7 protein-coding genes are annotated in these 14,806 nt (G+C 47.7%); all 7 read left to right on the top strand.

Annotation, left to right across the window (positions count from 1 at the left end):
- Positions 1–137 precede the first annotated feature (137 nt).
- The 7 genes from B3Z75_RS00495 (at position 138) to B3Z75_RS00465 (ending at position 14,731) form a co-directional block, all read left to right on the top strand.
- Positions 138–1,274: an endo-1,4-beta-xylanase gene (locus B3Z75_RS00495; protein ID WP_294066492.1), complete on the top strand. Its 1,137-nt coding sequence runs from the start codon at positions 138–140 to the stop codon at positions 1,272–1,274.
- 459 nt (positions 1,275–1,733) lie between these two features.
- On the top strand, positions 1,734–4,871 hold the full coding sequence (locus B3Z75_RS00490; protein WP_294066490.1) for a SusC/RagA family TonB-linked outer membrane protein: 3,138 nt from the start codon (positions 1,734–1,736) through the stop codon (positions 4,869–4,871).
- 12 nt (positions 4,872–4,883) lie between these two features.
- The gene (locus tag B3Z75_RS00485; RefSeq protein ID WP_294066547.1) at positions 4,884–6,755 is read left to right on the top strand and encodes a RagB/SusD family nutrient uptake outer membrane protein; all 1,872 of its coding nucleotides are present in this window, start codon (positions 4,884–4,886) and stop codon (positions 6,753–6,755) included.
- Between the two features lie 27 nt (positions 6,756–6,782).
- Positions 6,783–9,614 (top strand): SusC/RagA family TonB-linked outer membrane protein, encoded by a 2,832-nt coding sequence (locus B3Z75_RS00480; protein WP_294066487.1) that lies wholly within the window; start codon positions 6,783–6,785, stop codon positions 9,612–9,614.
- Positions 9,615–9,643: 29 nt separating this feature from the next.
- Entirely contained in the window at positions 9,644–11,431 is a 1,788-nt protein-coding gene (locus B3Z75_RS00475) for a RagB/SusD family nutrient uptake outer membrane protein (protein WP_294066484.1), read from the top strand.
- 29 nt (positions 11,432–11,460) lie between these two features.
- A complete protein-coding gene (locus tag B3Z75_RS00470; protein ID WP_294066479.1) occupies positions 11,461–12,489 on the top strand; it encodes a DUF5627 domain-containing protein in 1,029 nt (342 codons plus the stop codon).
- Between the two features lie 25 nt (positions 12,490–12,514).
- A complete protein-coding gene (locus B3Z75_RS00465) occupies positions 12,515–14,731 on the top strand; it encodes an endo-1,4-beta-xylanase (RefSeq protein ID WP_294066476.1) in 2,217 nt (738 codons plus the stop codon).
- The last annotated feature ends 75 nt before the right edge of the window (positions 14,732–14,806 follow it).

Genomic DNA, 14,806 nt, shown 5'->3' with positions numbered 1-14,806 from the left:
TAATATCTAATATTGGATGAAAAGATCCCATAAACATGGTTTATTTGTAACAGGGAAAACTGATACTACTACCCCGGTAAGAGTGATGCGGAAAAATGTGTGAAGAAACACACACTATAAACAGATCAATGAATAACATGAAAAGAATGAAAATTTTATTATTGCTGTTTACTGCTTTTGCCATACAGGCATGCAGTAACAACGTAGTCAAAAAAGATCCAGCATTAAAAGATGTACTACAAGACAAATTCCTGATTGGCGTAGCATTGAACACGCGTCAGTCCTCCGGAAAAGACACGGCCGCAGTCCGTATCGTTCAGGAACACTTCAATGCCATTGTAGCCGAAAACTGCATGAAAAGCGGTGAACTCCTTAAAGAAAAGGGTCGTTACGACTTCAGCGATGCCGACGAGTTTGTGAAGTTTGGCACGGACAACAACCTGACTATCACCGGCCATTGCCTGATCTGGCATTCACAATTGCCGCCATGGTTCTGTGTGGACGACAACGGAGAAAACGTTTCACCGGAGGAACTGAAAAAGAGAATGAAGGAACACATCTCAACCGTCGTGGGCCGCTACAAAGGAGTCATCAAGGGATGGGATGTGGTAAACGAGGCAATTCTGGAGGACGGATCATACAGGAAAAGTAAATTCTACGAAATTCTGGGAGAAGAGTTTATCCCCCTTGCCTTTCAATATGCACAGGAAGCAGATCCCGATGCGGAACTCTATTACAACGATTACAACGAATGGTATCCTAAGAAAAGAGAAACGGTGGTTCGTCTGATCAACACTCTGAGAGACAGGGGTATCCGCATAGATGGTATTGGAATGCAGGCCCACGTGGGTATGACAAACCCCACTATTGAAGCATACCAGGAAACCATCAACGACTACGTAAATGCCGGTGTGAAGGTTCTGGTCACCGAATTTGATCTGAGCCCACTGCCCGAACCACGCCGGATGGGTGGAGCCAACCTGGCCGACCGGGAAGCATACCGCAAAGAGATTGATCCCTATACAGAAGGTTTACCCGAAGATGTGATGCTCGCATGGAACAACAGAATGATGGATTTCTTCAATCTCTTTCTAAAAAATAGCGATCATGTGTTGCGCGTGACCATGTGGGGGGTGAGTGACGGAGATTCGTGGAAAAATAATTTTCCTGCCAGAGGACGGACCGATTATCCACTGCTGTTCGACCGCGACCATCAGCCAAAAGCTGTGGTTACACAGCTGATTGAACAGCTCTCTGCTGGAAAAGATAAATAAAAATAGTTTAGCAGGCTGAATCGGTAAATATTTAAAAAATACTTTTATCTTTGTGAAGATCTAAATATCGCAAACGACATCCGATTCAACCAAATTGAGTTGTGATGGCAGCAACAGCTTTTATACACTATTTATCTGATTTTTATATTTGAATAAAAATATATGTTAAGCAACATTGTGGATCTACACAAAAATGAAGGCAACGTGTAGTGCTGTGTACGTCCACGGCTGAGTTTTGAAAGTCCGTTAATGGATTAATATGGAATGCCACGAAAGAGGTAAATGTCTAAATGAAGGATTGAAGTATCGAATATAGGCAATACGGAAAGAGCCAATATTGATAATTTTATCCACCCTAATATATACCTATGATCATAACTTAAAATTACCGAAGATTGTCAACAGAATGTGTCAACGATTCATCAAAAAAGTATTTGTTTAATCTAATCAAATCAGAGAATGAAAAGAAAAATTTCGTATCTATTAAAAGGAATATGCTTTACATTACTATGTGCATTTTCCTTATCCATGTTTGCGCAGAACATTACCGTAAGGGGTACTGTTTCTGACGCATCCGGTGAACCCCTGATCGGAGTGACGGTACAGGTGGAAGGCGAATCTACCGGTACAGTCACCGATCTGGATGGCCGGTTTAGCTTGTTCAATGTACCCTCTAGCGCGACATTGCATGTCACCTACGTGGGCATGAAACCTCAGTCCATCAAACTGAACGGGAGGACAACCCTGTCTGTTACCATGATGGAGGACACCGAAATTCTGGAAGAAGTAATTGTGGTTGGCTTCGGTCAGCAAAAAAAAGAGAGCGTGGTAGGGGCCATTGTCCAGACCAACAGCAAGGTGCTGGAACGTACAGGAGGTGTGACCAGCCTCGGGCAGGCACTGACCGGTAACCTGCCGGGCGTGGTTACTATGACCGCCACCGGTAAGCCTGGTGAAGAGGATCCGGAGATCACCATCCGTGGGGTCAGCTCATGGAACGGTAGCGGGCCACTGATCCTGGTAGATGGTATCGAGCGCCCGATGAGCGGTATCGATATCAATTCGGTGGCAACCATTTCGGTATTGAAGGATGCTTCCGCAACTGCCGTATTCGGCGTACGGGGTGCCAACGGGGTAATCCTGATCACCACCAAACGTGGGGAGGAGGGAAAAGCCAATGTGGATATCAACGTAAGCACCACAATGAAAACCTATTCCAAGTTGCCGGAACTGATGGATTCTTACGATGCCCTGATGCTGCGCAACCGGGTTATTGAAAACGAACTGGGTTACGCACCCGAACAGTGGGTTAATATTAAACCTCAGAATCTCATCGATAAATACCGGTGGCCTGCCAATCTGGAAGAATTTGAACGTTATCCCAACGTAAACTGGGTTGACGAGCTCCTGAAGGACGTGGCCACATCATACAATGCGAACGTAAACGTATCGGGCGGCACCCGCTTTGTGAAATATTTTGCCAGTCTGGACTATGCACATGAAGGGGATATCTACAAACAGTTTGACAACAACCGCGGATACAAAACCGGTTTCGGATATGACCGTATTAACGTGAGAAGCAACATGGACTTCTCCCTGACCAAATCAACCACATTGCGGGTAAACCTTTCCGGATCGCACGCTGTTTCCAAGGGAACAAACTACAACGCCTATGAAAACCTTGTCTGGTCGGCCTTTTACGGCATTGCACCCGATATGTTCAGGCCCAAATACAGCGACGGGTCTTTTGGTTACTACCACCCCAATCCTACGCAGGCATCGACCAACTCCATGGAGAACCTGAGTGTAAGCGGAGTAGGATATACCACCAACGACAGGCTCAATACAGACTTCACACTGGAGCAAGATCTAGGCTTCCTGCTTAAAGGTCTTTCCGTACATGGCAGACTTGCCTTCGACAATAGTTTTCGGGAGCAAAACCGTGGTATTGATGATACCAACGACTGGGAAGACAACCCCCACAAGTGGATCGATCCCGAGACCGGACAGACGTTTACCGATGTGACCGTCGACGGCAACAATAAGTTCGACTACCAAAACAACATTGCCTGGATGACCGGTCCCGGAAATGTAGACAATGCCCAAACATATCGCAGAGTGAACTATTCCACTCAGCTCAATTATATGAATACTTTCGGAGACCACACCGTAGGTGCTATGGGCAACTTTAGCCGCGAACAATATTCCAGGGGAAACAATCTTCCGATTTATCGCGAGAACTGGGTGTTCCGGGTTACCTATGATTATTCGAAACGATATTTATTAGAATATAACGGTGCTTACAATGGCTCGGAAAAATTTTCTCCCGATTACCGGTTTGCATTTTTCCAGTCAGGAGCGCTCGGGTGGATGGCCTCGGAAGAACCGCTGATCAAGGAGCTCGATCTGGGATGGATGGACATGTTGAAATTCAGGGCATCCTACGGCCAAATTGGGGATGACAAGATTGGATGGAATGAGTTTACCAATCGTTGGTTGTATATGGATACATGGGGATATGGCGGAGCTTTCAATCAGGGCCTGACCGGTGTCAACTCAACGAAGAGTCCTTACCAGTGGTATTATGAGTCACAGGTAGGAAACCCAAATGTACAATGGGAGGTAGCCACCAAATTGGATATTGCTGCAGACTATGCATTGTTCGGCGGAGCAATCTCCGGTTCGGTTGATTTTTTCAGGGAAAAAAGAACCAACATTCTGCTGGAAGGAAGCAGACGTTCCGTACCCTCCTACTACGGAGCCACTGCCCCGGCAGCCAACCTGGGTAAAGTGAATACCAAAGGATATGAGCTGGAACTGCGCTGGAACAAACCGATTAATCGCGACTGGCGCTTGTGGGGAAATGTATTTTACACACATGCAGAAAATACAATTATTGAGGCCGACGATCCATTATTTACACCGGAGTATCAAAAAGCTGCCAACAAGTCGATTGGACAGACCAATGCTCACGTTGATTACGGCTATTACAACAACTGGGATGAACTTTACGGGTCTACTGGACACGACGCATTGAACGAAGCCCGTATTCCCGGTAATTATATTCTTCTCGATTACGATGCCGATGGAATAATTTCAAGATTTGACGAAATTCCGTATGGCTTTACCGGTATTCCTCAAAACACGGTAAACAGTCAGTTTGGCATTGATTATAAGGGATGGAGCTTTTTCGTACAGTTCTACGGGGTAAACAACGTAACCCGTTATGTGGGACTCCAGAGCCTGGGCGGAATCAAAAACACTGCCTTCCGGGAAGGAACGTACTGGTCGAAAGATAACACCCATGCCGATGTGCCACTACCCAGATGGGGAACTATTCCCAGCGGATACTCCAACGCTACGAGGTTCCTGCATGATGGATCCTATATTCGTCTGAAATATGCAGAACTCTCCTATACCTTCAGCCAGGAGGAATGGCTGAAAAAAATTGGGTTGACCAATCTGAAAGTATTCGCAAACGGCAACAACCTGTTTTTATGGACAAAAATGCCGGATGACCGGGAGTCTAACACAGGAGGCAATACCGCGTACCCGACGCAGAAACGTTTTAATTTAGGATTGAGAATCTCGTTATAACCACATAATATGATGAAGACAAAATTTACTTACTATCTATATGCATTGGCTACATCACTTCTTTTAAGTGTTGCCTCATGCACAGACTATCTGGACAAGGCTCCCGAATCGGTGATTTCGCCGGACGAAGCCTTCAAGAACTTCATAAATTTTCAGGGCTTTGTCGAAAGAATGTACCACCTCACACCCGACCTGGCCAAGCACTACTGGGTCAGCTCATTCAACTGGGGTGAAGATGAGGTGGTAACCATCGGTAACGGAGAGTATCTGATGGGATTCAGCATTGACAGAGGGAACTACCGTGACTATATTGGCAAAGGCGCCTCTTTTCTGGACCGTAACTGGAGCGCAGGAGGAGACCGCTTCCAAAAATCGATATGGGGCGGTTCCTGGTATGGCATCCGAGTAGCCAATATGGGGCTGCAGGCGCTTGCCGACGGGAAAATGACCGATGCAAACCAGGAGGAGAGAAATCTCGTTGAGGGACAACTCTACTTTATGCGTGCCTGGTTCTACTTCCAGCTTACACAATACTGGGGCGGGCTTCCCTATATCGAAACCGTGCTCCCCAGCGATGAACCCCTTACCCTTCCTCGTGAAACATACCGGGAGAATGCCGAGAAGATGGCGGCCGATTTCCGCAAAGCGGCCGAACTGCTGCCCGTAGACTGGAACAACACCGAAGTCGGGCGTCGCACCTCTGGCAACAACCACCTGCGTGCCAACAAGATATGGGCACTCGCCATGCTGGGCAAGACCTACCTCTATGCGGGAAGTCCTCTGATGACTAATGGTATCAACGGTCCCCGCACCTACGATGCGGAGATGTGCAAAAAATCGGCCGATGCTTTTGCTCAGCTGCTGAGTATGGTGGAAAGCGGCCAAACACAGTACGCATTGGTTGATTTTAAAGATTACTCTTCCCTCTTTTACACTATACAACAGGGATGGCTGATGCCGGGCGGTTCGGAAGCGATAATACGAAGCCCGACCTACGGTGCCGATTCATACTGGCGACAGATGAACTCCTACCAGCCATCACCCATCGCTCAGGGGGACGGTATCGTGCTGGCACCGGCTGCAAACTATGTCAATTATTACGGCATGGCAAACGGATTACCACTTAATGACCCGGAATCAGGGTTCGACAAGACACATCCCTGGAAAGGCAGAGATCCCCGCTTCTACAACGATATTATCTATGATGGTGTGAAAGTGGTATCCGGAACCATCACCAACGCAAACGACGAAGTGTGGCGATATGCCAATCTCTATACCGGCGGGAACTACTCAAACGATCCCCGAACAGTAAGCCGTACAGGTTACCTGAACTACAAGTTTATCCCACTGGGAGCCAATATCTGGGATAATACCTACGGGTACAGCTACGCTACTCACTTCCATCTCTCGTGGGTACGTTTGGCGGATGTCTATCTGATGTATGCCGAAGCAGCAGCGCAGGGATACGGATCACCGTCGGGCAAAGCATCCGGTTACGCAAAAAGTGCCGCAGATGCGCTGAACCGCATTCGTGAACGTGCCGGTGTTGAGCCCCTTGCTGACAAATATACGACCAATCTGGAAGGGTTTATGAGCGAGCTGCGCAGGGAGCGTGCAGTAGAGCTGGCATTTGAGGGACATCGTTTCAATGACCTCCGCCGCTGGCTCCTGCTCACGGAATATCCTTTCAACATCAAAACAAAGCAAGAGTTTGACCGTGCAGCACCACTTGATACCAAAGTAAATCCGAAAGAAAATGCTGTTCTGAATTTCCGAGAAGAGGTGATTACCACACGCAATCTATCAAGCAAACATTACTGGTTCCCCTTCAAAACCGACGATGTCAGCATGTATCCGGAATTTTACCAGAATCCGGGTTGGTAACAAATTGATAATTAAAAAAAGACTAACATGAAACATATATATATTGGTCTCGCAACATGTATCATTCTTGCCTTCAACACATTGCAGGCTACCGCCCAGTTGGGGTACACCGACGAAGCGGCATTGGAAAACGATACGCTGCACAATAATGTGGAGGTCGCATTTCGTACCATGGACATGCAGGACCTCCTGGGTGGTATCTCGGTCATCGATGTGGAAAAGATGACAGAAAAAGCCTATACCACCTATAGCCTGAACTTTGTAGAGAACCTGGTCGGTGGTGTGAACGGAAACATTTGGGGTATGGATGAATATCTGGTGGTCATCGACGGGATGGTTCGCGATGCCAACAACGTACTGCCTACCGAGATTCAGCAGATCACCGTATTAAAAGGACCAGCCGCGGTGGTGCTTTATGGTAGCCGTGCTGCCAAAGGAGTGATCCAGATCACCACCAAACGGGGCAAGATTGGTGATTCGCGCATTCGCATCCGTGCCAATACCGGATTGCATACCCCCAAAGTCTATCCGAAGTATCTGGGATCGGCAGAATACATGACTCTTTACAACGAAGCGAGTTTGAACGACGGGAATGCAACAAACTACAGTATTGAGAATATTTACCGGCATGCCTCCGGGGAGAATCCCTACCGTTATCCAAATCTCGACATGTATTCGTCCGAGTATCTCCGCAAAGCCTACAACAGATCGGAGGCAATCGCGGAGATCACCGGAGGTAACCAGCGTGTGAGATACTACACCACTACCGGCTATTCCCGTGAAAACGCCCTGCTTAAAGTAGGAAACCATGCCGATGATTATGTGAGTCGCCTCTTTGTACGAGGAAACCTCGATGTGAACCTGCGGGAGTTTCTCAAAGTACAGGCCGATGCCAACGCGACATTCTACGATTCATACAGTGCCAAGGGAGACTGGTGGACCAATGCAGCAACGCTACGTCCCAACCGCATAGCACCATTGATTCCGCTCACCTATCTCGAAGAAAACGACATTCCCTCGTGGAATGCGATCAACACCAGCAATTATTTGATTGACGGTAAATATTTTTTCGGGGGTTCCCAGTTGTATCTCACCAACCCGGTTGCCGATGCTTATGCAGCGGGTAACGACAAGTTCGTCAGCCGCCAGTTTCAGTTCAACACCCGCTTCGACCTCAACCTGAAATCGTTGCTGCAGGGATTGCACTTCCGTACCAGATACGGCATTGACTATGCGTCGACCTATAACCAGGGTTACACCAACCAATATGCAACCTTTGAACCGGAATGGACAAGTTATGCAGGCAAGGATATGATTGGAAAGGTTGATAAAAATAACACTGTTGACAAAAAGTCCGGCGACGAAACTATCAGCAACTCAGCCTATCGTTACACCTATAACCTGGCAGCGCAGTTTGATTATGCACATACCTTCAACAGTGACCATAACGTGTTCGCTATGCTGGTGGCCAATGCCTGGCAAAGACAACAGAGCGGACAATATCACCGGTTGACCAATGTGAACCTGGGATTACAGGCTTCCTACAACTTCAAACAGAAATATTACCTGGATTTCAGCTCCGCACTTCCCTACTCCGCTAAATTACCGGAAGGGAACCGTCTCGGTTTCTCTCCGACAGTGACACTCGGGTGGCGCCCCGTGAAGGAGGACTTCTTTTCAGAAAGCGTTTTTGATGATTTGATGCTGACACTGTCTGGTGGCATCATTAGCCAGGATATGGATATTGCAACCAACGACAACGAGATGGGTTACTATCTCTACAAATCGATTTTGCAACGTGGGGGATGGTACTCCTGGGCTGACCTGGGCGGTGAAGCCGCCACTGAATTCCAGCGGGGAGACAATCCCGATATGACCTTTGTTAAAAGAAAGGAGTTGAATCTGGGTCTCCGCGGATCTCTATGGAATCAATTGCTTTCATTCGACTTCAATTACTTTACCGGAAAGATGGACGGTGATATTGTACGACCATATTCACTATATCCAGTCTATTTTACGCAAGTCGGGTATCCAACCTCCTCTATCATACCCTATGTTAATTACAATGTAGATAACCGCTCCGGCTTTGACTTCAGCATGTATCTAAACAAAAAGGTAAGCGAAGTGGATCTGACGTTGGGAGTAAACGGGATGTACTACACTACAGAGGCCGCCAAACGCGACGAAAGCTTTGAATTTGATTATCAAACAAGAATCGGACGCCCGTTGAACGCCCTCTGGGGATTGCAGAGTCTCGGCTTCTTCAATGATCTGGATGAAATCGAAAATTCCCCAAAACAAACCTTCGGGGAAACCAAACCGGGAGACCTCAAGTATAAGGATCAAAACGGTGATGGCATTATAGACCCCAACGACGAGGTCTATCTGGGCCGCTGGGATACTCCTTTACGTCTGGGACTCAACTTTACAGCCAAGTGGCGGAACTTTACATTCTTCGCAATGGCCGACGGTTTCTATGGCGGACAAGGCATGAAAAACAGTTCTTACTATTGGGTGCGGAGTGACAGCAAATATTCAGAGATCGTGCGCAACCGTTGGACAGAAGAAACAAAAGATACGGCGACCTATCCGCGTCTTACTACCACAGGTGGTGAGAACAACTTTCGCTCTTCCGACTTCTGGATGTACGATGCAGATCGTCTGAACCTGTCACAGGTGCAATTCACCTATGACATCCCGGAAACTGCCTTGCAGGGATCGTTTGTTAAAGGCATCAGCCTCTATGTAAGCGGCTATAACCTGCTGACTATCTCCAAAGAACGCAAACACCTTGAAATGAATGTGGGAAGTGCACCACAAACGCGTTTTTACAACATCGGCGTAAGAGGCACTTTCTAATGACATCATCCGTTTAAAATTATTCAATTATGAAGAATAGAAATAAAATATCCATCATTGCACTGTTTGTGTTGCTCCTGTTTGTCCAGACAGGGTGTCAGGACATGTTCGAGCCTGCAATTGAGAACCACAAAGACAAAAATGATTTGTATAATATGCCGGCATGGGCTACCGGATTACTAGGCCACGCATACATCAGCAACCCGCTGGGATCCTGGTCTTTTAATGATGTGGCTACGGACGATGCCGTCTCCAACAATCCAAACAACGCTTATCGTCAAATGGCTACCGGATCCTGGAGAGCGAACAACAACCCCATGGACAGATGGCAGTATCTGCGTGCCTCATGGCAATATCTGAATCAGTTTATCAACATTGCCGACGAAGTAAAATGGGCTGAAGATCCACTGGTTGCCAGCATGTTCAAAGATCGAATGAAGGGTGATGCATTTGGGATGCGGGCACTTTACATGTACCATCTTTTGCTCAACCACGCCGGGTGGGCTGAAGACGGACAGTTACTGGGTATTCCGATCCTGACCGAGCCGGAAGATCTTAACTCTGAATTTAATCTGCCGCGCAATACGTTTCAGGAGTGTATCGATCGTCTTAATGCCGATGTGGACTCCGCATTGATGCTTCTGCCGGAAGATTACGGCGCCATTGACGATGACAATCTGGTACCTGCAAAATATCGTGCGAAGGGAGTGTCTGCCGGCCAGTATACGCGTGTTTTCGGAGACAACGCCAAAAACCGCATGAGCGCCCGCATTGCCAAGGCTGTACGCGCCCAGGCTGCTCTGCTTGCAGCCAGTCCCGCATATAGCAGCGGCTCCGGAGTGACCTGGGAAGAGGCTGCCAATAGGATGGCTGTTGTACTAAATGGATTAGGCAGCAACCCTGTGGGGCAACTCGACCAGGACGGGAACAAATGGTATGCAAACAGTGCAGCTATTCAAAACCTGCCTGCCGGGGTAAATCCCAAAGAGATGCTCTGGCGCGGGAACAAAGAGAACAACCTCACGCTGGAACGGGATAACTACCCTCCCACTCTATATGGCAGTGGACGCGTGAATCCCACCCAGAACCTGGTGGATGCCTTCCCCATGGCAAACGGGTTGCCAATCACCGACCCCAATAGCGGGTATGACCCAAACAATCCCTATGCCAACAGAGACTCCCGACTGGCACTCTATATCCTTTATAACGGTAGCAAAGCCGGTCCACAAAGCACTGTGATCACCACTGCAGCTGACGGAGGCGACAACAACGCCCTAAACAGAACGGAAACCTCTACACGGACCGGATATTATATGAAGAAGTTGCTGAACCAGCAGGTAAATGCCAATCCCAGTTCTGAAACAACAGCATACCACTACAAACCCTTTATCCGGTATACAGAAATATTCCTGGGCTATGCAGAAGCCGCCAATGAAGCTTGGGGCCCCAATGGAACAGGTCCCAATGGTTATTCTGCATATGACGTAATCAAGGCAATCCGTAAAAGAGCAGGCATCGGCGTCAACACCACCGACACCTATCTGGAATCGGTGAAGAGCGACAAAGAAAAAATGCGCGAACTGATTCATAACGAAAGACGCATTGAACTCTGTTTCGAAGGATTCCGCTTCTGGGATCTCCGTCGCTGGAAAAAGAACATCACCGAACCGGCGAAGGGGATGAGCATCAGTAACGAGGAGTACAATATCCTGCCACAGGTAGAGAATCGTGCCTACCAGGACTATATGTATTACGGACCCATTCCTTATGGAGAAGTGGTCAAATTCAGCAATCTGCTTCAAAATGAAGGATGGTAAAACAGTTTTGAACTATTAAAAAGATTAACATGAAAAAAATATTCATTATAATGTTTTTGACGGCATGTGTAACCGGATTGTTTACTTCCTGTGAAAATGGGGACTGGGAATTTCCCGATTACGAATATTCGGCCGTATATTTTGCCTATCAGAGTCCCGTCCGCACCATCGTTCTCGGGGAGGATGTGTTCGACACCAGCCTCGACAACGAGTACAAGTGTCAGATCATGGCAACGATGGGAGGGGTCTACTCCAACAAGAAGAATGTGGAAATAGGCATCCGAGTTGACAACTCCATATGCAATAACCTGGTTATCAAAGACACAGAGAAAAGCATCATTCCCATGCCCGCTAATTACTACTCTCTGTCTTCCGACAAAATAACCATTGAAAAGGGAAGCATATTGGGTGGGGTAACCGTTCAGTTGACCGAAGCATTTTTCAACGACCCAAAATCACTGACCACTACTTATGTAATTCCAGTGGTAATGACTGGTGTGGTGAATGCCGACTCCATCCTCTCGGGCAAACCAACGGCAGATAACCCAAGGCGGGGTGTTTCTTCCGACTGGGATGTACAACCCAAAGATTATGTACTCTATGCGGTGAAATACATTAACAAGTATGATGCCAATTACCTTCGCAGAGGAAAAGATGTGATCACCGGCAGCCAGAGCGGAACAAAAATCCGGCATGCACAATACGTTGAGAAAGATGAAGTGATAGACGATATCACCACCCGTTCTCTCAGCACCATTGCGTGGGAACATCAAACCAAAGACATGAACAATATCACCCGCAACAGCGTAATGTTACTTACTTTTAATGAACAGGGCGATTGCACACTTACCTCCGAAACAGATGGCGTGGCCGTCACCGGTACCGGCAAATTTGTCTCCAAAGGTGATAAAAACAGCTGGGGAAATAAAGACAGAGACGTGCTTTACCTCGATTACACTGTCAATTACGGTGATATCCAGTCGGCTACCAAGGACACTTTGGTTGTGCGCGACAGAGGAGTGAAGGCCGAATGGTTTACTCCCGTATTAAAGGATTAAATTGCTTTCCAAAAAAAATTAGATTATGAGACATACAATCAATACTTTAGGAGCGATCTTCCTGATGTTGGCGATGGCCGTTTCGTGTGTGGACGATACAAAACTACTCTTTGAGGTGGAAAAGCCTGAATCGATCATACAGATGGAATACCTCAACGACTATGATGCCCTGAAAACCTACATCGACAGAAGCGCCAACCCCGGTTTCAAACTGGGTGCAGGAGTGACTGCAAGTGAATACAGCAAACAGGGAATGATCTACCGCCTCATCAATTCCAATTTTGATGAGATCACCGCTGGGAATGCCATGAAATATGGTTCCATAGTGAAAGACGACGGTTCAATGGATTTTGGGCAGGTAGTGCAATTTGTGGGAGCAGCCAAGGCAGCAAACACCTCCATCTATGGACATACGCTCGTATGGCATGCTCAGCAAAACAACAAATACCTGAACTCTATTATTGCTGATAAGGAGATAGAGATCGATCCCAACGATGCCAACAATGCCCTACAGGCGACTACGCCAAAGGCCAATGCCAATATCTGGGACTGGCAGCTGAATTATGTTTTACCAACCCCCTTAACGAAGGGAGTGGAATACACCATCAAAATGCGCGTGAAGGCCTCTAAACCCTTTACAGTGGCTTTCTGGAGGACGGACGGTTCTGCAACTAATTATGGGCCTGACATTGCATTTGGCGAAAACTGGGGTGACGCTTCCGTTACTTTCACTCCAACAATGAATGCAACAACCCTTCAGTTCTGTTTCGGTACTTTTGAGGGAGATCTCTTTTTTGACGACATGGTACTAACGGCAACGGGATCAGAAGAAAATCTGATTGAAAACGGATCATTTGATGAGGAGGTATTGAAAGGCTGGAATAAACCGGGCTGGCATGCTTATTCCTTTAAAGTAGTATCGGTAGCGGGCGGTCCTGCTACCTGGTGGACCAACCTGGTGAGCAACAGTGACGTGGAAGGCAACGACCTCTCCTGTTTCTTCGCCACCGAAAAAACAGTCGGCCCCAAAGCTGCCACGATTGGCCCTGCCGGAACGGGAGCCGACGGCGTTGGAAAAGCCATTGTGGTGAAGTCGGGCGATAGTCCGGCGAACAGCTGGGACACACAGTTTTTTGTAAGAGCACCGCGTGTATTCAAAGCGGGTGAAAACTACCGATTCAGCATGAAGATCCGTGCAGAAAAACCCGCTACCGCCACATCACAGGCACATAAGCAACCGGGAGAATATCTGCACTGGGCCATGGTGGGCAGCCCGAGCTTTACAACCGAATGGAAGGAATACAAAAGCTCAGGTCTCATCCAGGGTACGCAGGAGGGGATGAGTACCATTGCTTTCAACCTTTCTGAATTCAAGGAGGCCAACACCTACTATTTCGACGATATCGTGTGGGAGATTGAAGAGTCGGGGAATAAGATACCTCAGACCCCCGAAGAAAAGGCTGATACCCTCACCTGGGCCATGGACAAATGGATTGCCGGCATGATGAATGCAACCGAGGGATATGTGCTTGCGTGGGATGTGGTGAACGAGCCGCTCTCCGGTGCGGATAAGGACGGCGACGGCCTCTACGACCTCCAGTCAGTGAAAAATGTATCGGAAGCAGACGCCAAGAACAACTTCTACTGGCAGGATTACCTGGGGGACAACTATGTACGTACAGCGGTGCAACTGGCCAGGACACATGGCCCGGCAAACATGAAACTGTTTGTCAACGATTATAACCTGGAATCGGACTGGGACGATAACCAAAAGCTGAAGAGCCTGATCAAATGGATCGAAAAATGGGAAGCCGACGGCGTAACGGTCATCGATGGAATCGGTACGCAGATGCACGTTTCCTGCTATGCAAACCCGGCAACACAGGCCAGCAAGGAAGAGCATATCGTGCAAATGTATGAGTTGATGGCGGCAACCGGAAAGCTGGTAAGAATTACCGAACTCGATATGGGATATGTGGATGAAGACGGTAACTCATTGCAAACTGAAGAGATGACCGAAGACCAACATAAGGCAATGGCTGAGTATTACAAGTTCATTGTCCGCAAATATTTTGAGATTATTCCGGTCAGCCAACGTTACGGCATTGCACACTGGTGCCCGACAGACAGTCCCAAAAGTTCCTCCTGGAGAGGAGGTGAGCCGGTAGGTCTCTGGACGGAAGGTGGTAAATACCGTAAACACACCTATGCAGGATTTGCCGACGGCTTAGCAGGTAAATAATCGTGCTTAAATATAATTTAAAGAGGGCAAGGAACTAAAAATGCCTTGTCCTCTTTTTTCATCCAAATCAGCACA

The organism is Proteiniphilum sp. UBA1028 (genome assembly GCF_002316955.1).
GTDB lineage: Bacteria > Bacteroidota > Bacteroidia > Bacteroidales > Dysgonomonadaceae > Proteiniphilum.
This window is presented reverse-complemented; position numbering and strand designations above follow the sequence as displayed.

Bases quoted from the DNA above. Each gene is read 5' to 3' on its own strand.
- B3Z75_RS00495 (WP_294066492.1), top strand. From the start codon at position 138: ATGAAAAGAATGAAAATTTTATTATTGCTGTTTACTGCTTTTGCCATA.
- B3Z75_RS00490 (WP_294066490.1), top strand. From the start codon at position 1,734: ATGAAAAGAAAAATTTCGTATCTATTAAAAGGAATATGCTTTACATTA.
- B3Z75_RS00485 (WP_294066547.1), top strand. From the start codon at position 4,884: ATGAAGACAAAATTTACTTACTATCTATATGCATTGGCTACATCACTT.
- B3Z75_RS00480 (WP_294066487.1), top strand. From the start codon at position 6,783: ATGAAACATATATATATTGGTCTCGCAACATGTATCATTCTTGCCTTC.
- B3Z75_RS00475 (WP_294066484.1), top strand. From the start codon at position 9,644: ATGAAGAATAGAAATAAAATATCCATCATTGCACTGTTTGTGTTGCTC.
- B3Z75_RS00470 (WP_294066479.1), top strand. From the start codon at position 11,461: ATGAAAAAAATATTCATTATAATGTTTTTGACGGCATGTGTAACCGGA.
- B3Z75_RS00465 (WP_294066476.1), top strand. From the start codon at position 12,515: ATGAGACATACAATCAATACTTTAGGAGCGATCTTCCTGATGTTGGCG.